Below are 21,987 nucleotides of genomic sequence, written 5' to 3' on the forward strand. Positions count from 1 at the left end.
CTCAGAAGCCCTCCAGATCGAGCATCAGCGGACGTGTGCGCATCTGGCGGCGTCCGGTCAGTGTGCCATCGCTGGTATCCAGTATCAGCTCGAAGCTGGCTGGATCGACGTTCGCCCGAATTGGCGTGACCGGCAGCAGAAGTACACGGGTGCTGTTGCGGTTGATCCGCGCGACCCGCAGCTCTACGCCACCGTAGCGGCCCTCGCGCAGGCGGCAGCGATCAACAATGACGACCTCGGAGCCACTGAGCACATGAGCCTTACGGTTCAAGGGCTCCAGCGCATCGATAAGGAAGCCAGCCGGGGTGATGGCACCGCTACTGCCTTGTTCCCAAAGCTGGAACAGGCGTGCTTGGCCATCGGGAAGACCCAGTGTGCCCAGACCCATCGCATTCATCGCCTCGTCGAACAGGCGATCTGACGGCGGCTCGGACCCGATTGGCGTGGCAGCTGCGGGCACTGAGGGCAGTACGGCACTTGTATCAAGGATCAGCTCAGCAGCCGGACTGGGCGCCACGTTGCCGTCGGTGTCGCAGCCCAGTGCCATGATCATCTCCTCGGGATCAACGTAACGTGAGGTACGGAAGTTGGCGGCGCTGATCATTATTCGATCGCCACTGTCCCCGGACTTCACGGCCCAAAGATTGGCGTCGTAGAAGACATCTGGCTCCAGAGGGTAGACACCGGCAAGCGAGGTGCCGCCGACCGGTCGTTCGCTGTCGATGCAAGGTGCTTCGCGTGCTGCATCGGTGATGCGCTGATCGGCCATCGTCATCAGTTCGAACGGGATATTGAAGAGGCCGATCAAGCCTGTCAGTGGTGTCGCGGCAGCATTCAAGAGCGTACCGCCCGATTGGGGCTCGGGGTCGGTGCGGCGTACCTCGATTTCCATACCGCGTCCATAGCGTTCAACCAGGTTGAAGACGTGGTTATGCAAGAAGTGGAAAACGACCGGATCGCCGGTGAAGTGGGCGATAGCACCGTTCGCAGGCGCACTTTCAGCAAGGTAGCGATCAAGATCGCGCGGATCGAAGAGATGCTCGTTCGGGCCATCCTGTCGGGTCGGGATCGTGGTTGTTTCGGAGGCGGTCCGGAAGCGGAAGAGCTGCATCGGACCGGGTTGCCAGTTTGCAGCAGGCGGCGTTGCCGGCGGTTGCTCATCTTCCTGTTCGCTTATCCAGCTCTGGAAAGCCCAGTCGATCTCGACTCGATAGGTCGTGTCGGGATCGAGCACAATGGGCCGTCCAGTGTCTGTCGGACTGGAGCCATCGCCGCCGCCCGTTGTTTCGCCGATCTGGGTACGGATGAGCTCGTCACGGGCGTGCCATTGGGCGGCTCGCTCGTCGATTGCGCAAAGGCCGATGAAGGTGACGCTCTGCCCGGGACTACGAGTCAGAACGCGTATTTCGTCGATGGATTGCGGGATGCCCGGCATCTGATAGCGCACAACGCGGCACAGGCTGCCATCTTTCTGCGGATGAGTAGAGATAACTTGTGGCGACCAGGCACGTCCGTCTCCGCCTTCGGCCCGTGTGCGACCGCGCACCTCGGGCAGCGTGCTCGCAACTGCAGTATTCTCCATATCTGCAATGCTGACCCCAAGACGGATCGGAATAGGGAGACGGTCGATTACACCGGTTTCCTTGATGCAGATCTCGGCCAAGGCGCCACCGCCCTTGCTGCGTATCTCAATCAGCGTGATGGCCTTATCCCTTAGTTTCATTGTCAGTTTCAGTCGAAGCTCATTGCCAGGCGCCTCGCCCCCTTCGCCGCCGACTTTGCGGCCCTCGGCATCGAAGGCGTCGAGTTGGTAGGAGCTACCCTTTGCGACGAGCAGATGCAGACTTAGTTCGGTGGCACTGCGAGGCAGTGCAATCTCCAGCCCCTCCTTGTCGTAAGCCAAGGCCCCGGGGTGCTGGTCGTTCGCGGGTACAGATTTGAGCACAGCCTCGGCGCGCGGATCGCGGAACACGAGGCCTTCGTGGCGTACCTCCGAGACGGTATCGCGTAACTTCAGTTTGCCAAGTGCAATGCAGCGGTTCGCCGGGCCCGTGGGCGTATCCAACTGGCAGCAAATGCGATAGAGGAAGGCCTCACCTGATCCTCCCTCGATCACAATCGACAGGATCGGCTCCTTGGCACTGAGCGTGAGCATCTGGCCTACACCCTGAACGGTGGTGGATTTTACGCTTGCCACCGCGTTACCGGCCGCGTTGAACCCGGTCACCTTGACGGCGCTGGCGCCGAGCATGACGGAGACTTCCAGCTGGCGACAGCCTTTTGCGAGTGTTACGCGCGCCCCGCTGGGTGGTAGCTGAATATCACCGATGCCGTCTTGTCCCCGCCGATCCGGATCGGGACGCATGTCCACCGCGTCACTGAGTGAGAATTTCTGAGAGGCATCGAGTGTCTGGAAGATCACGCCGCCATGTTCGAACTTCGATCGATTGACGATGTCCTTGGGCAGTTTGCGAAAATCGATGCAATCGCGTGAATTGTCCGGAGGCACTTGACCGGGCTTCTTGCAGCAAACGCGATAGAGGTGGAACTGTTTGAGCCCGTCGGTCAGCATCTCGACGCTGACGATGCCACTGGCCGATTGCAGCATGGCTTGTGCCGGACGTGCGGCGGGAGTGTCCATCACGACTTGAGTTGTACTGCCATCGGCATGATGGATGCGCAGTATCAACTTGCCGATACTGGGTTTGAAATAATGCAACTCAAGTGCATGGCAAGGTTGTTTAAGCTTGATCGTAGCCCCGGGATCGCTGATCAGAACGTCGGTCTTGTTGTCGGTTCCAAAAACCGGATTCAGCGCGTTCGACAGATCGATCCGGTCCGTTGCCTGCAGAGAGTTTCGTCGCTGTGCATTGGGACGTTGTATGGCCGAGATAGTGAAGGGGGGGAGATCGAAGGACTCGCCCTGCTTGCCGATGGCAAGGTCCTTGAACTCATAACAACCCTCGTTATCGGTACCGTCGTCAGTCTCGGCGCTGTCGCAGACCAGCAAAGTCAGCGTGCCGGTCTGAACGGCACGGTTCAGTTCGATTCTCCAGGGTAGACTTAAAGGTACAAGGGCGCTTTCGCTGGCGCGCAGAAGCCTGGGCAACTGATACCCTTCGCTGACGACTCCAGTCTCCAGACCGGTGGTGGGCACTGCACGATGCACGCCCGGTTCGAAGATTGCACCAAAGGAGCTGACAAGTGACACCAGCTCGCTGCCGATTGCCTCCTCGTCACCCACCGCGACAAAGGATCGGGACAGGCCCTGGAAGTTGCTGGGGTAGGGGCCCGGTGGTGATCCGACCCGGCGAAGCCGTGCGACACTGGGTGCAAGAATGCGCGCCGCGGCGCCTGTGAGGCAGCCCCTTCGCGGTGGCGGTACAGGGTCGCAGACACGGCGAATGATCTCTGCCGGGTCGCCCGGTTGGCCTTCTCCGCCGCCCGCTGTGCTCTGTGCCCAGGCGGAAGGTTCAAGGTTTAACAGCTGCAGGTGGGTGACTTCGGCTCCGGATGGTGGAGCGCCGCTGTTACCCGAGGTGTCGTCGGCGGCGCGCGATGGTGAATGGGTCCAGACTGATAACAGTGGAGCACCTGTCGGATCCGCAACCGGGGTATCGTCATCGTCTCTGACAAGTCGCACGTTGAGTAGCCGGTAGGCATAGCGCAGACGGTTGGAGCCGAACCAGGGTTCACCGCTCGGCTGGGTTCCGGGATCGAACTGTGCACCGTCCGGAATGGCATCTTGCGCAAAGTGGCGAAAATTAAGCACCAGCACCGTGTCGGGCCAGACCGTGTGGTTGTCCTCGGGCGGAACGCCCTGGTTCTGGGACTGTCCATCGATTTCAATGAAGTCGTAGATCGGCGCGCCCTGTGGTGTGCCGGTCGTCGCCTCTCCAGAGATGACATTCAGCCGGTCGGTCAGGCTAATCGAGGCGACGGGCGGCTCGGGGTCAGGCGCCTCGAAAGAGGCTGCGCTACCGAAGTCGAGCGTGATGCAACCCCTGACTGAGAAAAAGAAAAAATCGACCTCGGCGCAAAAACGTGCTTCTTCAAGGGCGACAATGGGGGCCGCGGGCCCAGGCGGGTCGTAGTAGCTGACCACGATGGCCGCATCAACCGAAGCCGAGATGATCACCAGATCGAGAGATCCTCTGAGATACAGACCGCCCTTGATGAACAAGGGATCGGTACCCATGCCGACGTAAATTGCACCGGACACCGACAGCTCAAATGGTCCGGCTTCCCATTCGAAGCCCGCGCCCGCACCGAAGCCGATGGAGAAGCCGTCGAAGTTCCAATCCTGGTTAGGTCCGAAGGCGGGTAGGCCACCACCTTCGACCATCAGGTAGGACCAAACGCTGATATCCAGAACGCCCGGCAAGAAGGTGATCGTCACCGGCTCTCCGGCTCGGCCCGGTCCGTTGTCGGAGCCGATCCGGACATAGGTGCCGGCACCGGAGCCCGGAAAATGGGCGCTGAACGGCACCTGGAGGCTGAGCAGGCCGGGAATGGTGTAGGAGGCTGACACGGCAACTGTCACCGCCTCTTCGTTAATGACAACAAGACCTGTGATCGAGGCGCTTTGGCCTTCCTTTTTGTCCTTTGCGCTCTTGTCGGGCACTGAAAGAATGTTGACCTCGACGCCGAATATCACCTCGATATCGGGAAAAGCGACAACGACCATACCGGTTACCGAGAACGAGAAGGAGGCGTCGGGCAGGGTGCCCACGACAACGCCCAGGCCGAAGGCATACTGACCCTTCTTCGGCTTGTACTTGTCTTCGGGGTCTTTGCGCCACCAGCCAATTTCGCGCGCAACCACATCCTCGGTTTCAGCGACATCGCGGGTACCGTTGATAACCACCTGGCCGATAAAGCCGTGGATCGCCAATGGCAGGGTTCCAAGCGGGATGCCACCCGGGAACTGGATGCGGGCATAGAGGCTGAGGAACAGTGATGGAGCAAAATCCGGTGGATCGTCGGGAATGCCGACTGCAAGGGCCACGGCACCACGGATCTGTAGCGGGATCAACGTGGCGTCTACACCGGCCTTCAAAATACCGTTGTCTTCGATCTTGATCCGGCCCTCGCCCTTGATGGTCCCGGGGATGTCCACTGCCGCCTTTAGCCCCCGAAGCGAAAATTCGGGACCACCGTCCAGATTACCGTTGGCATCAGTGTTGAAGGTGATACGGAACGAGGCCTCGCTTATCTCGACCACGCCGATATCGATGGCGACAGCCAGCGTCGGCTCGAACCACAGCGATCCGGTACCCATCTTGAATTCTGTGATCCTGAGAAGCCGTCCGAGCGGACCCGTAATTTTCCAGAGCCCGGAGTCCTCGATTGACATTGACGTCGAGCTTTGTGCCAGTCCGATCTTTTCGATAAACGGGGCATCGGGATCAGTATTGTCAAACTCGATTCCGACATCCGTGTACTTGATCTTCATCGGCTGATCGGGATCGGTTCGCAAGCCCAGAGCACCGGTGTTGACATGCACGGTGTTGGAATAGTCGGTGAGGATCTGGACCTTGTAGGATTGCAGCGGGTCTGCGATCGTTCGTGTCTGCGCCTTTGCCTGTAGTTTGGTAAAGGCAGATTTCGAGTCTGTCCCGATCAAGGGCCCACCACCTCCAAAATCGACACCGGCAAATCCGGTGATGGCCGCAATGGCGGCCAGCCTGACACCCGATTCCACTGCCGCTGTATCAAAATCAACGCCCGAGGCCAGCATGGGGCCGAAGGTCAGTGCCGCGACAATATTGCTTTGCTGGATATCGAAAAGCCCGTCAGGGTCGCCTTCGGATTCGATTCCGACAAGAAATTCGGTGAAGCCCGTCAGGTCGTCGTAAATCCACTTGCCGAAGACCGACAGAACCTCGCTCGTCGTGCTGACACCATCCGCGGACGAGGGCGTCCAGGCGTATTCGAATTCAGCAAGATTAGGGACGATGTCTTCCCAGCCAGAGAAGCGCGGCCGGTCCCAGCCAAGCTTCAAAAGTACTCGGTAATCGGCGTTGGCGTCATCGTTGTCAGCGGGCAGGACATCGCGGCCCGCGGCAGGAACCAATACTTGCCTGCGTGTCGGGGCAAGCGCACCGGTGGTTTCGACAATGGCGTCAGGTGTGGGGGTGCCGCCGACGGCGTAAATATCCACCCGGCGGTAATTGATTCGAATGTTTTCAAGTGACGGGTCTGGAGCTGCATTGTTGCGCAGACCGTTGCCGTCAGCATCTTTCGACCAGGTGCTGCGATCGACCACGTCCGGATCCTTGATCAGGCGTGCCGAGGCTTCCGCATCCACAGGCTCCACGAGGGCCTTCGTCGCCGCGTCGAGTCCGCCAAGGTTCTGCTCCTGGTGTCCCTCAACCGTTCCTGTTACAGCGACTTGCGAGCCTGCTGCGGTGCGCAGAAGATGGATTCCTGCATCTCGTCGCCGTCCGGCCAGCCTGACATTGTAGCCGTCCGAGCCGACATCGTCGCAGCGTCCGATCACGACGAACTTAGCGCCGGGGTAGTTTGCGGCCCAGACCAACAGGCTTTCATGAAGAACACTATTGATTTCATTCAGGGGCTTCGCAGGCCCCCAGTGTTGGGGGTCGCTCTCGTCGAAGTGGAAGAGCACCTGAACATGGCGATCATCATTGATGACACTTGCCGGCGTATCTCCTTCGACCGGCGTACCTCCTTCGATAAGCGCAACCTCGGCAATGGTGCCGGGCGGGATGTTCACCGTTGTTCCGGTGATGAATCCCATCGCATTGGCTCCATCGAGCCGTCCGTGTTCGTGGAAGGCTGCCAGATCGTAGACCCCGAGAACCAGCGTCGGAGCAAGTGGCACTACCGGGTTTGTCGCATCGAAGATGCCGTTTTCGCAACCAATCAGCAGGGCGCCGTCGTCCGGCTCGCGCAGGCGAAGTCGAATGCGGGTTTGCGACGTTTGTGCGCCGCCTGTCTGCTTCAGAAGTATATGGTGCACGCCCCGCGCCTCAGCCGGAACGCTGATCGGCAGGCTCGCTCCTGAGCGCTGAAATCCCAGCGTGGATGAGCTCCATTCGAAGGTTGCGGCAACATCGGGTGGTTGTGCGGCGGCCTCAAGTGTCAGGGTCGTGATCTGATCGATGGGCCCGGTCAGATCGACAACATCGCTCAGCGTTGATCCCATGATTTGCACAGACACACGTGGTGCCGTCCCGCTGGTGACCATTCGCACCGTGAAGGCAGGTTTACGCAGTCGCCGGGGGCTGGCTGCCGTGCCGAGTACCTCGATGGGCGTGATTCTGATGACATCGCCGTGCACAACCGATCCAGTGGCGCTGTCGCCGGTTTGTGGCGTGGATCCGGGAAAGTCAAACTCGGCCTCGTAGTCCAAGATGTCGCTGTCCGCGGGTGGTGCGGGGACTGCCAGATTGACCGTCAGCTCCACCGCCTCATCGGCAGCAGCCTGCAATTCCAGCGTGCCGTTATCAAAGTCAAAACCCGAGGTGATATTGCTGCCATTTTGCGTGAAGACAAAGGTGGCCGGATTAAGGGGTGATGAGCCAAACTGAACCTCGATCTGTGCCTGCAGTCCGGCTGGATCTCCGATCAAAAGATCGCGCACCGAGAGTGAGAATCCGCCTTTACCGACCGCGTTAGAAGGGCAATAGATCGCCACCTCCTCAATCGCCAGTCCGACCCAATCTGCCGATTGACCGTGCTCCAGAACGAAGGCGGGTGAAAACTCGGTTGAATAGTCGAAGAGCACGTTCTTGACCGTCAGGCCGAACTGAGACGAGCCGATCAGGACATGCGGCGGTGCGAGCGAGACGCTGGTGACAGCCCCCATCGGGGCGTCTGGCACAAAAGGATCACCACCACCGGTCGCATCAATAAAGCGTGTAACCACCGGAAGGTCGGAGCCTGCGCGTTCGAAGCGAAGCGCCGCGGCGCCGGTGATCGCGGCAGGCGGGTTGCCGGGCTTGGGCGCCAGATGGCGCGGCGTAGTGCCGCTCTCTGCGACAAAGTCAGCGCCGACCAGTTGCTCCAGTTCCAACTCGAACTCGCCCAACATGAGATCGAACTGCCAGGCTTGCGCACCGGGTTCCTGATCGTCACTCACCGCCGAGCGGCGGAACGCCAGACGGAACGGCACGCCGCTAGTGATCATCGGGATCTTCAACTTGCCGAACGGCAGATCAAAGGACTCGACATCTTGTCCGGCAATGGCGACATCAAGGGACTGGATGCGCCCGGTATGGATAAAGGCGCCATCGCTGGTACGACTCTCCAGCTCTAACGCAACAAAACGTTCGACAAAGCGCGACATGGGTGCAGGCAAGGCTTGGTTGACGCTATCAATTGCGTCGAAAAGCGATACCAACGGGACTCCGGCCACTTTCGGCATGGATCCACTCCTGATCGGGATTCGAAAATAAAGTTACGAATAAAAATCCAATCCTGAAAGTACACTCCACGCTGTTGAGCTGACAACTAGTCAATGGTCTATGAGCAGTGCGCATCAAGGCGTATGAAAATGACCAGCAGCCCTGATATGGCAACGATATCGCAACAGTTTGTGTATACACTGTCACGACACTATGAACACTTGAGGTAAATCAATCATGTCATCCAACCAACACACAGGCCAGTGTTTTTGCGGCGCAGTTGAAGTCACTGTAAGCGGTGCACCGTTTGCCATGGGCTACTGCCATTGTAAGGATTGTCGAGCGTGGAGCGCTGGTCCTGTCAATGCCTTTACGCTGTGGAAGCAGGATGAAGTCAAGGTTACAAAAGGCGCTGAGCAGTTGGCCAATTTTGCGTTAACCGACGCCAGTCAACGCAAGTATTGCAAGCAATGCGGCGGCCATGTGATGTCAGTACATCCGGGTGGAGATTTCACCGATGTCTATGCCGCCATATTGCCAACCCTGGAATTTGAACCCGGCATTCATGTCAATTACGAGTCTGCTGTTTTGCGAATAAAGGATGGCTTGCCCAAAATGAAGGACTTTCCAGCCGAGATGGGTGGTTCTGGAGAGACTTTGCCAGAGTAGATAGCTTATCTGGATAGGGCTGTCCATGTGGCTTTCTCGTAATTTCAATGAGTTAGTGGGAGTGAGGACGCCAAAAATCCCATTGTGACTATCCAGAATCAAAATGGGCTTCAGGTGGTCTCGGACCTTGGTAGTGCTTTTAAGTCTGGTGTCAGGTGTTATCGCGTCTCGACCTTCTAGTTGAACAACGTTATCCTTGTCGGGTCTATGAAGATGTATTGAAGGCTCCAAACAAAAGGTGAGTATGAGAATTTGTGGTGTTGATTTAACGGGTAGCGAAGCGGTTATCTGTTTGCTTGTAAAGGGCAATGGTGATTTTAATTTGCCCGAATGTCGGGTACGGAAACTGGTGCTGAAAAAGGGGCATACGCGTGAAGACTTACGCCAGTTCCAGTTGGATTTTGCGGGCCTCATGAGCGAGTACAGCGTCGATAAAGTCGTGATAAGAGAGCGCATGCCCAAGGGCAAATTTGCTGGTGGTGCTATCAGTTTCAAACTAGAGGCTGCTCTGCAACTCATACCAGATCTGGACGTCACACTGATGCAACCATCGCAGATCAATTCAGTTCTGGCAGAGAATCCTGCTGGGATCAAATTCTCTGAAACCGAACTAAAGATATTTCAGGAGGTTGCATTCAAAACAGCCTATGCGGCCTGTTTGACCATCTAATCTGTTTCTACAGTCAGATGCTTTCGACATGCCTCTCTGGCATGCCAATTCCACGACTTGAAGGGTAAACCAATGAACGATGATCGACTGCATGACTTACTCATCGAAGTGCTTACCGGCATCGTAAATATCAGCGACAACCAGTCTGACTATGATGACTGGAAATTTCTTATCGATAACGGATTGGTTGAACACAGTAAGCCTCGTGGTTCCGCAGGAAGCCGCATCAAGACCATTAATCTTAGTGGTCTGACTGACAGCGGCAAGCAACAACTTGAAAAGTTGCAGGCAACCTAGGTTGAATATTCGGCTGCCTACAGGTGCTTAAGGCCTGTAGCTTCTGAAAAGCAGCAGCTGATGGAGCTTCGCCGCATGTGTATCGGGCGTGGATCTGAGAAGCTGGGGTAGCCTTGAAGAAATGGGGTCATGTGGTGTTCAGCATGACTCCGTCTATCTTGAGTTCCGAATCATGTTGGGCTGCCAGTTGAAGCTTAGTCCTGGCGGCGATCCTCGATAGAGTTACTTGAGATGAGTCGCTGGCTACAAAGTGACTACACTTCTTTCACCACCGACGTTCTTGACCCGCTGGAATCTGGTCAATACCCGTCGCTCGGAATGTTGAAAAAAGCAGGTTATCTGGCTCCAAGCTCACTCATGAAAAATTGACGCACAATGAACAATCGATCAAGTAAGAAGTGCTCTGGTAGTTGCCACTGCGGCGCGGTTCAGTTTGAAATAACCAGTGATTTCGAGGAGCTTACGACTTGTGATTGTTCCATTTGTCGCCTCAAGAATGCGGTGATGGTCAAAGTACATGAAAGTGATTTCAAGCTTTTGACTGGTGAAGAGCAGCTTACCGAATATCAATTTCACACGATGACTGCTCGCCATTTTTTCTGCAATGTTTGTGGCATTTATACATTCCACAACAAGCGCGTTGCCCCTGACAGCTACGGAGTCAATATCTTCTGTTTGAAGGAATTTGATTATGAAGGCATCCCGGTTCGCCAGACGGTTGGGGCTGGGATGGAGTGAAACTAAAGACAGGCAATTCTATCGATGTGCTCAGAGAACAGAATATTTTTACAAGCTTGAAAAGAACGACGTTTCAAGGGTCGGCTAGTGAGATCTGCAGAGCTGGAGGGTCGTTAATATGCAAGTGTGATATGCCGCAATGATGCTATCAAGATACCACTCCATCTGGGCCCGCGACACTCGTCTCAATAAATTGCAGAAAGAGCGTGGTTTGATCATCGATTCAATAATCCTGCGAGCATGGCAATAAGGGCAATCGCGTGAATCAGCATCAGCGCTCGATCATTCCAAAGTACGCCGACAACGAACGACCTTGCAACACCTGCAAGAAACAGACAGGCGTTCCGCGGCGTCCAGTCAAACCGAAGCAACCCACTTGATGATGAACGCTGTGCGCCCTGATCGAGCCGCTGGTATCGCCACATCAGACTGCACGTGTCAGGCCTCCGTCGATACGCAGGTTTTGCCCGGTCATGTAGGCACCGTCATCAGAGGCAAGCCAGGAGATCAAGGATGACACTTCTTCAGTACGCCCGTAGCGTTTCATGGGTATCCGAGCACGTCGTTCTTCGGTTTCTGGCAGACTGTCAATGAAGCCTGGCAGGACATTGTTCATTCGCACACCCTCGGCTGCGTATTGATCGGCATAGAGCTTGGTGAAGCCTGCGAGACCGGCTCGGAAGATGCCTGATGTGGGGAAGAGTGGGTCAGGTTCGAATGCTGCGAATGTGGAGATATTAATGATCGAGCCGCCCTGGCTCTGCATATAGGGTGTAACCAACCTCGACGCTCGGATAACATTGAGCAGGTAGACTTCAAGCCCTTCGTGCCAGTCTTCGTCGCTCATCTGGAGCACAGTTCCGTTTGGACCGTGACCGGCAGAATTGACCAGTACATCAATCCGACCCCACCTTTCTATAGCGCCGTCGACTAGTCGTTTAAGCGACTCTACGGAACGATTGGAACCGGTGACGCCAAAACCACCCAACGACTCGCCCAGAGCCTCGCCTTTGCCCGAAGATGAAAGAATGCCGACGCGAAACCCGTCCGCACTCAGGCGGCGGGCCGCTGCCGCCCCCAAACCTGATCCACCTGCTGTCACTAGAGCTACTTTTTCTACAGTCATGATAATTACTCAAAAATAAATATTGTTGTTGTTGAGTGATAATTTACGATCTATTCTGATTGTTTACAATGAAGAAACTTTGCAAGCTGACAGGAGAAAAACTATTGTCTGGTTCAGATGATCTTCCACCAATGAATGCTTTGCGGGCTTTTGAAGCTGCCGGGCGGCACTTGAATTTTCGAGCGGCAGCAGATGAGTTGAATGTAACTCAGGGGGCTATTGCACAACAGGTGAGGGGGCTTGAGGCAGCACTGGGCGTGCGTTTATTTGAGCGAGGCGCCAGAGGGGTCTCGTTCACCTCGATGGGGCACGGTTATCATCAGGAGGTGAGTGAGGCGTTTGCCCGCCTGCGAGCAGCTACCCTGCTACTCAGGCCAGAAGAGGCGAGAGTCACTATCAGCGTCACGCCCACATTTGCCTCGCGCTGGTTGATTCCCAATTTATCGCAGTTTACCGCCTTGCATCCAGAGATCGATTTTCGGATTCTGTCGACCGAGCGGGTGCTCAGTTTTCATAGTGACGGTATCGATCTGGCTGTACGCCAAGGCAGAGCACCGTTTGGCGCACAACTGGATGTGGATCTGTTGTTCCGACAATCGATCGTTGCCGTTGCTTCCCCCGAGCTGGTTGCCAGCACATCACTACCCATTACCAAGAGCAATCTCGATCAACTATCGTTACTACACGACACACATAATCTCTGGCCGGATTTTTTGAAAAAAATGGGTGTCAAATCCAACGCCAAAATACGTCGTAACCTTCACTTCAGTCAAACCAGCTTGAGCGTGGAAGCAGCTCTAGCCGGGCAGGGTGTCGCCCTGGTGAGCCAGTTTCTGATTGCGCGTGATCTCAAGTCTGGACAACTGGTTCAAGTGGTTGATGGCGTGTACACAGGTGTGGAAGATTTCTACCTTCTGGCACGAAAAGCCGAGTCCCGACCACCAGCGGTAGATCTGGTTCGAAAATGGTTGATGTCGCTGGGAGATGCTTGTCTGGAGCTGTCTGGCAGTGCTCGAATGACTGCCGTCGCCTCTAAGGGTCAGTGAGGCTGCGGACACCTTGATGGCGCCAAGCGCGTTGCGTTCTATACACGGTATCTGAACGAGTCCACCGGCTGGATCACAGGTCATGCCCAGGTGGTGTTTCAGTGCAATCTCTGAGGCGTTCTCAATCTGTTCGTTAGATGGCTAGCCAGTCATTCTCGGAATGCGGTTGTACCAGGTTATATGACCACGCTCCACCAGCAACTGTTGGTGAATCGAATGTGCTCTGCGTTTGATGCCTAATCCACCGGGCAATACGCCTTCCATTGATTGGAAGGAAAGACTTTGGCAGACAGTCCGAGATCTGCCGCACCGATGGCATCAGCGACACCTTTCACGGCGGCAGCAGCGATTGTCAAGCAGGCGCCGACGACTGTCGCCAAACGCAAACTGCCGGCTATAGAGGCCGGCAGTCGTACAATTTACTACTGGTGTTGAGTGTGGAATCAGTCCCAGTCCATGACAACCTTACCAGCTTCACCCGAGAGCATGGCAGCGAAGCCTTTCTCGTAATCATCAATCGAAATGCGATGCGTGATCAGGCCTGTGAGATCAAGTCCCGATTGTACGAGTGCAATCATCTTGTACCAGGTCTCAAACATCTCACGACCATAGATGCCCTTGACGTTGAGCATCTTGAAGATGATCTTGTTCCAGTCGACTGCAAATTCAGTGGGAGCGATGCCAAGCAGTGCGATCTTTCCACCATTGTTCATCTTGTCAATCATATCGCGCATTGCAGGCGCAGCTCCCGACATTTCAAGGCCAACGTCAAAGCCTTCGGTCATGCCGAGTTCAATCATGACCTCTGCAAGGTTCTGCTCTGCGGCATTGACGACGTGCTGAACACCCAGGCGCTTTGCCAGTTCGATGCGGTAAGGACTGATGTCGGTAATGACAGTTTTGCGTGCACCGACCTTCTGCGCCACCAAGGCACCCATGATGCCGATGGGACCTGCTCCGGTGACCAGCACGTCTTCGCCCACCAGATCAAAACTCAGAGCTGTGTGCACGGCATTGCCGAAAGGGTCGAAAATGGCGGCGATTTCATCAGAGATATCATCCGGAATGGGTACCACGTTGCTTTCTGGAATACAGACGTATTCTGCGAATGAACCAGGCCGGTTTACACCGACGCCCTGTGTGTTGCGGCAAAGATGTCCACGACCTGCACGGCAGTTGCGACAGGCGCCACAGACGATATGACCTTCGCCTGAGACTCGCTGACCGACCTGGTATTTGAAAGCCGCTGCGCCGCAATCGACGATTTCGCCGCAGAATTCATGCCCCACCACCATGGGAACAGGCACAACCTTGGCCGACCATTCATCCCATTTCCAGATATGCACATCGGTGCCGCAGATCGCGGATTTCTTTACTTTGATCAGGACATCACGGGGGCCTACTTCCGGAATTGGTACCTGTTCCATCCAGATGCCTGCCTCCGGCTTGGATTTGACCAGTGCCTTCATCTGATTACTGGATCTACTGCTCATTCGATGATCTCCATTTGACGGCCTGTTTCGATGAATGCATCGATGGCACGATCAAGCTCTTCGCGGCTGTGTGCCGCAGACATTTGTGTACGGATCCGATCCTGGCCACGGGGCACAACAGGAAAGCTGAAAGGGGCAACATAAACGCCTTTTTCATCCAGCAGTGCGGCCATCTCCTGTGCCAGTTTGGGATCACGCAGCATCACCGGTATGATCGGATGCTCACCTGGCAGCAGATCGAATCCGGCCTCTGACATGCGAGTACGAAAGTGCGTGGCGTTCTCCATCAGCCGGTCACGACGGGCGGTACTGCTTTCCAGCATATCGAGCACTTTGATGGACGTTTGCGCGATCACGGGAGCCAGCGTATTCGAGAAAAGATACGGGCGTGAACGTTGACGCAACCAGTCAATGACTTCCTTTTTGCCACTGGTGTAGCCGCCTGATGCCCCACCGAGCGCTTTGCCCAGTGTGCCGGTGACAATGTCGACCCGACCCATGACGTTGCAATGTTCGATACTGCCGCGTCCGGTCTTGCCCATAAAGCCCACTGCGTGACTTTCATCGACCATCACCATCGCACCGTATTGTTCTGCCAGATCACAGATTTCACCCAGCTTCGCGATATAGCCATCCATCGAGAATACGCCGTCTGTGGCAATCAGTTTGAACCGGCAGTCTTTGGCCGCTTGTAATTGCGTTTCCAGATCGCTCATGTCAGAGTTGGCATAGCGAAGGCGCTTGGCCTTGCACAAGCGCACGCCATCGATGATCGAGGCATGGTTCAGTGCATCTGAAATGATCGCATCTTCAGGGCCCAGAATGGTTTCAAAGAGCCCGGTATTGGCATCGAAACAACTGGAATAGAGAATGGTGTCCTCGAAGCCCAGGAAAGATGACAGGCGCGATTCGAGCACCGTGTGCTCTTCCTGAGTACCGCAGATGAAGCGCACCGATGACATGCCATAGCCGTAACGAGCCAGTGCTTCGCGACCCGCCTCGATCAGCTCCGGATTATCGGAAAGCCCCAGGTAATTGTTGGCACACAGGTTGATAACCTGGCGTCCCGATTGCAGCGATACGGTCCCGGCTTGTTTACTGCTGATGATGCGCTCGGTCTTGTAAAGACCATCTTCCTTCAAGCCAGCCAGTTCGCCAGCAAGGTGTGCGATGAAATCATGGGTCATGGGTTCTCTCCGACAGATTGGGTAAGACCACTCAGCCACTCAACCAGAAAACGGGTACGACTGCGTTCAACACCGAGGATCCAGAGTGTGGAGGATTCACGCAAAATGATAGCGGGAATGCCTGCAAGCAGTGTACGCTTTGCCTGTTCCGGCGTCAGTTCGATCTGATCGAAGCTGACCTGATGAAGCAGGTTTTCTACCGCCCTGGTGATGTAGTAAGCGCCTATATTAACCTTGATGAGACAAAACGTAGCTGCCTTATGGCCCGACAAACAGTCGGGCCATGCCGTTGACATGAGGAACAATCAGCACTGCCGGGCGCGATTGATGATCTCTTGCAACACTTCATCAGGATCGCGTTTCCACCAGTTCTCTGCGGAAAAGATTTCAACCTCGTTGAGCCCGTCGAAACCCTGCGCCTCCACCAGACTGCGGTAGTGTGGAATATCGATGACGCCATCGCCCATCATACCTCTGTCACTCAGCATGTCAGTCGTTGGAACCAGCCAGTCACACAGATGAAAGGCCAGCAGGCGCTCTTTGCCCGCCCGTGCTATCTGCGTCTGGATATCAGGGTCCCACCAGATGTGATAGACATCCAGCGCGACACCGATGCCTGTACCCAGCTGGTCGCAGATGTCCAGAGCCTGGGCTGTCGTATTGACGCAGGCCCGGTCTGCTGCATACATGGGATGTAGTGGCTCGATGGCGATGGGCATGTTGACAGTTCGAGCATAATCAAGCGTCTTGCTCAGACCTTGCGTGACAATGTCGCGCGCAGAAACCAGGTCTTTGGAGTCAGGCCCCAGTCCACCGACCACCATGACCAGGCAGGCGGCACCGATGGCAACGGCTTCATCAACTGCGCGCTCGTTGTCTTCGATGACAGAAGGGGTCAGTGCCCCTTCCGCCGTATACCAGCCGCCCCGGCACAGACCGGATACCTGCAAACCAGAATCGCGGATCATGCGAGCTGCTGCATTGACACCTGCTTCATGCAATTTGTCACGCCACGGCGCAATGCCACCAATGCCGTGGCGCAGACAACCCTCCACTGCCTGTTCAAGGTTCCACTGCCGGCTGACGGTAGCCGTATTCAGCGATAATCTGTCAGGGGTGATCATGAGTTGATCTCCACGCCCCGAGCGGCGAACACGGCATGGGCGCGACGCGCGGTTGCTTCCGGGTCGGTAAACAGTTGCGCCTCATTGGCCAGACGCATCAGTTCAGCCAGATGTACGGTGGAGCGCGTACTTTCCTGTCCGCCAACCATGGTGAAATGGTCCTGGTGGCCGTTCAGATAGGCCATGAAGACCACACCAGTCTTGTAGAATCGGGTAGGGGCCTTGAAGATATGCCGTGACAGCGGCACTGTCGGTTCGAAGGCTGCCCGAAAGGCTGCGTTGTCGCCGGCACCCAGCGCCGATAGTGCCCGTGCAGCGGCACCGGCAATGGGGTCGAAGATACCCAGCAAGGCATGTGAAAAGCCTTGTTCATCCCCCTCTATCAGATCCGGATAGTTGAAGTCATCACCGGTATACATCTTGACGCCATCTGGCAGGTGGTTGCGCATATGGATTTCCTTCTCTGCCGATAACAGAGAGATCTTGATGCCATCGATGTTGGCGGCGTTGTCTTGCAGTACCTCCAGGCAAGTGGACATGGCGATCATATGATCGTCAGAGCCCCAATAGCCTTGCAGAGCCGGGTCGAACATTTCTCCCAGCCAGTGCAAAATGGCTGGCTGTTTCAAGCCTGCGAGCACCCGGGAATAGACCCTGGCATAGTCCTCGGGGCCTGATGCCACCGCGGCCAGTGCACGCGATGCCATCAGGATCACGCGACTGCCCGTGGCTTCGATTGCCTCGCACTGAAACTCGTAGGCAGCAATGACATCATCGATGGTGGTAGCCGGTGTGATCACGAGATGATCGGTGCCGGCACCGCTGGCAATCAGGTGCCCACCGGCTTTGGCAATCTCCATGCTGCGTTGTACCAGCTCCAGTGAAGTGTCCCAACTCAGACCCATGCCGCGCTGAGCGGTGTCCATGGCCTCGGCGACACCCAGGCCGATACTCCACAGGTATTCACGATAAGCCAACGTCCGATCCCAGTCCACGGCGGTATCGATCCAGGGGTCGATATCCGCCAATGGGTCGCAGACAACATGGGCAGCTGCGTAGCCGATTCGATTCCATTGACCGCTGGCAGCAACAGGCGCCGGGCCTGCTACCAGAGAGAGGGCCTGCAGACCACCCCCGGCAGTTGGAAGATTTATAGTGACAGACATGTATTAATCCTCCAGTGACGGGATATCGATCCAGCGACGCTCTTTCCAGCTCTGATGTCCCAGCTCTGCCAGCTGTACACCTTTGGCGCCTTCCATCAGCGTGTAGTTCCAGGGGCCATCTTCAACCACGTGACGCAGGAATTGCTCCCACTGCACCTTGAAGCCGTTGTCGAATTCATGGTTGTCTGGTACTTCTTCCCAGTCGTCGAAAAAATTCATGGTCTGTGGCTGATCAGGATTCCAGACTGGTTTGGGTGTATTGACGCGGTGCTGACTGCGGCAGCTGTGCAAACCGGCCACCGCTGATCCGAGGGTGCCATCGACCTGGAAGGTCACCAGATCATCGCGCCGTACCCGTACACACCAGCTGGAATTGATGTGGGCAATGATGCCGCCTTCCAGTTCGAACGTGGCGTAGGCAGCATCATCGGCGTCAGCCTTGTAGTGTTCGCCGTTTTCATCCCAGCGATCGGGAATGTGCACGGCTCCGATGCAGGAGACAGCCTTGACCGGTGCAAAGACGTTGTCCAGCACATAGCGCCAGTGGCACAGCATGTCAGAGATGATACCGCCGCCATCGGCAGCGCGATAATTCCAGCTGGGTCGTTGAGCCGGCATCCAGTCGCCTTCGAAGACCCAATAACCGAACTCGCCCCGCACCGAAAGAATCTTGCCAAAAAAACCACTGTCGCGCAGCCGCTTGAGCTTCATCAAGCCAGGCAGGTCGAGCTTGTCATGCACAATGCCGTTCTTGACGCCCTTGGACTTTGCGTAGTTGGCAATATCCAGAGCCTGATCCAGCTTTTCGGAAATGGGTTTCTCGCAATAGATATGTTTGCCGGCATCGATGGCCTGGCGCAGTAGTTCAGGACGCAACTGCGTGGAGGCTGCATCAAAGAAAATGGTGTCATCGGGGTTGGCAAGGGCGGCTGCCAGGTCGGTGGTGTAACGCTCGATGCCGTGCTTTTTGGCCAGCTCGGCAATGCGGTTTTCATTGCGTCCGACTATGATGGGGTCGGGCATCAGGCGGCTGCCATCGCGCAGCAGTAAGCCACCCTGGTCTCGAATGGCGAGTACCGATCGAATGAGGTGCTGGTTCATGCCCATGCGACCGGTTACTCCGTGCATGATGATACCGATGCGTTGCTGCGTCATAGTGTGATCCTCTAGTGGTAGTGCCAGTGCGCTGGCACCGCTTGTGTCAATACGCGTCGTTGTCGGGGAGAACGCGTTTATTATTAATAGGGTCAAGCTTTGATTAATGTTCGAGTCATCGACGGTGCTACTCGCTGGTATCTGGTCGCAGGAAACGGATGATCATTTCCTCGGCATCGAGGCGTCGTTGATTCAGCCAACCGTCTTCGTCGACAGGTTTTTTGAAAACCACGCGCAAGGTATGTGCATTGGATATCGGGAAATAGCAAAGCGAGGCAATCGTGATATAGAGATCGACCGGATCGATACCGCGGCGAAAGACACCTTCGATTTGTCCTCGCTCCAGGATTTTCTTGAGCTCCTGTAGCAGCATGGACTGGATTTCACTGACATCATGAATTTTGCGGATGGTGGAGCCGCCTCGCAAATTTTCGGTGTTCAGCATGGAAATGAACCATGGCTTTGACTTGAAATGACTGAGGGTGAAGCTCACCAGTGTGCGGATCGCCTCTTCAGGTGTCATGTCCTCCAGGTGCAGCTCGCGCTCACCGGCCCGAATCTGTATGTAGGCCTCTCGCAGAGCGGCGGCATACAGGTCATCCTTGTCGCCGTAGTAGTTGTAAATCATGGGCTTGGAGACACCCGCCTGAGTCGCAATGGTATCCACGCGGGCACCGGCAAATCCCTTCTCGGAGAACTCGACCAGCGCGGCATCGAGAATGAGTCGACGTGAGCGTTCGGCATCTCGCCTGGGAGCGGTAGCCTTGGTCTTGACAGCCTTGCGCAAGCTCGGATCTTTTTTTTCGGGCACGCTCATGATTGTTCTTCTGTGACTGAAGGCTTCACCGGACCGGGCAGGCCGGGGATGATACGAAAGAGGGCGCGGCGCACAGCAGGAATGCTTAATACGATGCTCAGGAATATGATCGCGGCGAATGAGGCGGAAATAGGTCGTGTGAAAAAGGGCGACAAGTCACCGTTGCTCAGTGTCAGACCACGGCGCAGACTCTTGTCGAGCAAAGTTCCCAGAATGATGCCCAGAACCAGCGGTGCCATGGGGTAGTCCATGCGTCGCAAGACGAACCCGATCAGACCGAAAAACAGCATGACCCAGATATCGAATACGCGTTGAGTCAGTGCGTAGGGGCCAATCACGCAGAGCGTGAAAACCACTGGCATCAAAAGCTCGCGAGGTACTTTCAGAATCTTTATGAACAGGCGCGTCAGTGACAGGCCGAAAACGGCGATGGCCAGGGTGGCCAGAACCAGCATGGCTGCGATCGAGTAGATGAAATCAGGTTGTTCGATCATGATCATGGGGCCGGGCCGGATGCCATGAATGAAAAGGGCTGCTATCAAGACAGCTGCGGGGGCGGAGCCGGGTACCGCCAGCGTCAAGGCGGGGATCAGAGCACCGGGAACCACCGCACTATTGCCGGTTTCTGCAGCCGTCAGCCCTTCGGTAGAACCCTTGCCATACAGTTCGGGGTGTTTGCTCAACTTTTTGGCCACCGCGTAGGAAGACCAGGCACCGATGTCCTCGCCCACGCCCGGGATGATGCCTACGATCGTGCCGATGATGCCCGAGCGTACGATAGTGAATTTGTATCGCCACAGGTCCAGCATTCGAGGCAGGGCACTTGTTGCGCTCTTTTTGGTATCCAGCAGCTCGCCTTTAGGGCGCCACATGACCGTCAGCACTTCTGCAAAGCCGAAAGCTCCGACCATGGCAGGAATCAGGGCAACTCCGCCGTTGAGATCGCGTAGACCCAGATTGAAACGGACATGGGCATGGATGCCTTCACTGCCAATCATGGCGACCATCAAACCCAGCAGGCCAGCTATATAGCCTTTGAGTGGCGAGCCACCACCGGTTAGCTGCCCGGAGATGACAATGCCGAACAGAGCGAGCCAGAAAAATTCGAATGAACCAAAATTCAAGGCCACTTCTGCCAGTGGTGGCGCTAACAGGACCAGCATAACGATGCCGACCAGGGTGCCCAGTGCCGAGCCTGCGGTGGCCAGAGCCATGGCATTGGCAGCCTCGCCCCGTTGAGCCAGTGGAAAGCCATCCAGGGCGGTTGCCGCGCTGGCAGGGGTGCCTGGAATATTGAGCAATATGGCGCTGCGGGAGCCCCCGTAGATGGCACCAACGTACATGCAGATAAGTACCAGTATTGCAGTATCTTTATCCAGAGTGTAGGTCAGGGTCGTGAGCAGGGCCACCCCCATGGTCGCAGTCAGCCCAGGTAGACTGCCGACGAATATTCCCAGTAAGGTTGCCCAGGCAACATGCAGCAGGGACATGGGTGTGCACAGGCTGATCAGGGCCTCCGCCAGGGATTGCAAAGCATGCATCAGGGCAACCTCACCAGAAAGCCGTACTGAAAGAGTGTGGAAATGCCGACGGCAAAGACCACGGCAAATAGCGCGATTAGCAAGAGTGGTTTGATTCGGGCGCGCACTGGAACAGACTTTTCAGGCCAGCTGAACACAGCGCTGAACATGAAAATGAATATGCCTGTGGCCACGGCGAATGGCATCTTGCCGAGCAAGCCACCAGCATAGGCAAGACACAGGACGATGGTGAGTGCAAGATTTTTGAAGGAGCCGGGCTGTGTTTTTTCAGAATCTTCAGAGACCGCGGAATCTTCAGGTAGTGATGTGTCTGTGGTGGATGCTGTCGAGACCAATAGCAAGACAGAACAGATGATCATCGCGAGCCCCAGGCCCATGGGAACCAGTCCGGGAATGCTGGCAGGGTGGATCTGCCGAATCTCCAGTCGATCCATGGTGTAGCCACCAGCGAGCATGGCGATGCCCAGCATGAGCAATACCATTCCGGTTAGTCGGTCTGCGGTGCGGGAGTCTACAAGCATGATCAAGTACGTGCCTCATTGATGAAAAACAGGCTGGAAAACAGGCGAGGAGGACGCCGGCTGTA

18 protein-coding genes and 1 pseudogene are annotated in these 21,987 nt (G+C 56.1%); 6 read left to right on the forward strand and 13 right to left on the reverse strand.

The window, feature by feature from the left end:
• Position 1: 1 nt before the first annotated feature.
• The gene (locus IMCC3135_RS15905) at positions 2-7,894 is read right to left on the reverse strand and encodes an OmpA family protein (RefSeq protein ID WP_157736025.1); all 7,893 of its coding nucleotides are present in this window, start codon (positions 7,892-7,894) and stop codon (positions 2-4) included.
• 84 nt (positions 7,895-7,978) lie between these two features.
• Between IMCC3135_RS15905 and IMCC3135_RS34100 the strand changes: the two genes are divergently transcribed.
• The 5 genes from IMCC3135_RS34100 to IMCC3135_RS15925 all read left to right on the forward strand — a co-directional run bounded on the left by IMCC3135_RS34100 (position 7,979) and on the right by IMCC3135_RS15925 (position 10,746).
• A complete protein-coding gene (locus IMCC3135_RS34100) occupies positions 7,979-8,284 on the forward strand; it encodes a hypothetical protein (RefSeq protein WP_157736026.1) in 306 nt (101 codons plus the stop codon).
• Between the two features lie 325 nt (positions 8,285-8,609).
• Complete coding sequence (locus tag IMCC3135_RS15910) at positions 8,610-9,041, forward strand: GFA family protein (RefSeq protein ID WP_088918526.1); 432 nt, start codon at positions 8,610-8,612, stop codon at positions 9,039-9,041.
• 244 nt (positions 9,042-9,285) lie between these two features.
• Positions 9,286-9,711, forward strand: coding sequence for a DUF3010 family protein (locus IMCC3135_RS15915; protein ID WP_088918527.1), 426 nt, complete (start codon positions 9,286-9,288; stop codon positions 9,709-9,711).
• Between the two features lie 72 nt (positions 9,712-9,783).
• Complete coding sequence (locus IMCC3135_RS15920; RefSeq protein WP_088918528.1) at positions 9,784-10,008, forward strand: hypothetical protein; 225 nt, start codon at positions 9,784-9,786, stop codon at positions 10,006-10,008.
• A 375-nt stretch (positions 10,009-10,383) separates the two neighbouring features.
• Entirely contained in the window at positions 10,384-10,746 is a 363-nt protein-coding gene (locus IMCC3135_RS15925; protein ID WP_088918529.1) for a GFA family protein, read from the forward strand.
• Positions 10,747-10,961: 215 nt separating this feature from the next.
• Here the strand turns inward: IMCC3135_RS15925 and IMCC3135_RS35510 are convergent, their stop codons facing one another.
• Positions 10,962-11,171 (reverse strand): DUF6552 family protein, encoded by a 210-nt coding sequence (locus IMCC3135_RS35510; protein ID WP_418251426.1) that lies wholly within the window; start codon positions 11,169-11,171, stop codon positions 10,962-10,964.
• On the reverse strand, positions 11,171-11,872 hold the full coding sequence (locus IMCC3135_RS15935; protein WP_088918530.1) for an SDR family oxidoreductase: 702 nt from the start codon (positions 11,870-11,872) through the stop codon (positions 11,171-11,173). The genes IMCC3135_RS35510 and IMCC3135_RS15935 overlap by 1 nt, the downstream gene beginning before the upstream one ends.
• Positions 11,873-11,976: 104 nt before the next feature.
• Here IMCC3135_RS15935 and IMCC3135_RS15940 point away from each other — a divergent pair, with 104 nt between their 5' ends.
• A complete protein-coding gene (locus IMCC3135_RS15940) occupies positions 11,977-12,918 on the forward strand; it encodes a LysR substrate-binding domain-containing protein (RefSeq protein WP_205738072.1) in 942 nt (313 codons plus the stop codon).
• Here IMCC3135_RS15940 and IMCC3135_RS35705 read toward each other — a convergent pair.
• From IMCC3135_RS35705 to IMCC3135_RS15990, 10 genes and pseudogenes are all read right to left on the reverse strand, one after another.
• Positions 12,919-13,002, reverse strand: a pseudogene (locus tag IMCC3135_RS35705) (L-serine ammonia-lyase, iron-sulfur-dependent, subunit alpha); the annotation flags it as partial.
• 359 nt (positions 13,003-13,361) lie between these two features.
• The gene (tdh, locus tag IMCC3135_RS15950) at positions 13,362-14,411 is read right to left on the reverse strand and encodes an L-threonine 3-dehydrogenase (protein WP_236994791.1); all 1,050 of its coding nucleotides are present in this window, start codon (positions 14,409-14,411) and stop codon (positions 13,362-13,364) included.
• Positions 14,408-15,598 (reverse strand): glycine C-acetyltransferase, encoded by a 1,191-nt coding sequence (locus IMCC3135_RS15955; protein ID WP_088918532.1) that lies wholly within the window; start codon positions 15,596-15,598, stop codon positions 14,408-14,410. The genes tdh and IMCC3135_RS15955 overlap by 4 nt, the downstream gene beginning before the upstream one ends.
• Positions 15,595-15,894 carry a hypothetical protein gene (locus IMCC3135_RS15960; protein ID WP_088918533.1) on the reverse strand — a complete coding sequence of 100 codons (300 nt, stop codon included), beginning with the start codon at positions 15,892-15,894 and terminating at the stop codon, positions 15,595-15,597. The genes IMCC3135_RS15955 and IMCC3135_RS15960 overlap by 4 nt, the downstream gene beginning before the upstream one ends.
• A gap of 9 nt (positions 15,895-15,903) precedes the next feature.
• A complete protein-coding gene (locus tag IMCC3135_RS15965; RefSeq protein WP_205738073.1) occupies positions 15,904-16,722 on the reverse strand; it encodes a sugar phosphate isomerase/epimerase family protein in 819 nt (272 codons plus the stop codon).
• Complete coding sequence (locus IMCC3135_RS15970) at positions 16,719-17,888, reverse strand: dihydrodipicolinate synthase family protein (protein WP_088918534.1); 1,170 nt, start codon at positions 17,886-17,888, stop codon at positions 16,719-16,721. The genes IMCC3135_RS15965 and IMCC3135_RS15970 overlap by 4 nt, the downstream gene beginning before the upstream one ends.
• A gap of 3 nt (positions 17,889-17,891) precedes the next feature.
• Complete coding sequence (locus tag IMCC3135_RS15975) at positions 17,892-19,043, reverse strand: Gfo/Idh/MocA family protein (protein WP_088918535.1); 1,152 nt, start codon at positions 19,041-19,043, stop codon at positions 17,892-17,894.
• A gap of 127 nt (positions 19,044-19,170) precedes the next feature.
• The gene (locus IMCC3135_RS15980) at positions 19,171-19,860 is read right to left on the reverse strand and encodes a TetR/AcrR family transcriptional regulator (protein WP_088918536.1); all 690 of its coding nucleotides are present in this window, start codon (positions 19,858-19,860) and stop codon (positions 19,171-19,173) included.
• On the reverse strand, positions 19,857-21,401 hold the full coding sequence (locus IMCC3135_RS15985) for a tripartite tricarboxylate transporter permease (RefSeq protein WP_088918537.1): 1,545 nt from the start codon (positions 21,399-21,401) through the stop codon (positions 19,857-19,859). Before IMCC3135_RS15985 ends, IMCC3135_RS15980 begins: the two co-directional genes overlap by 4 nt.
• Positions 21,401-21,922 (reverse strand): tripartite tricarboxylate transporter TctB family protein, encoded by a 522-nt coding sequence (locus IMCC3135_RS15990; protein ID WP_088918538.1) that lies wholly within the window; start codon positions 21,920-21,922, stop codon positions 21,401-21,403. Before IMCC3135_RS15990 ends, IMCC3135_RS15985 begins: the two co-directional genes overlap by 1 nt.
• Positions 21,923-21,987: the final 65 nt, after the last annotated feature.

It is taken from the genome of Granulosicoccus antarcticus IMCC3135 (genome assembly GCF_002215215.1).
Lineage (GTDB): Bacteria > Pseudomonadota > Gammaproteobacteria > Granulosicoccales > Granulosicoccaceae > Granulosicoccus > Granulosicoccus antarcticus.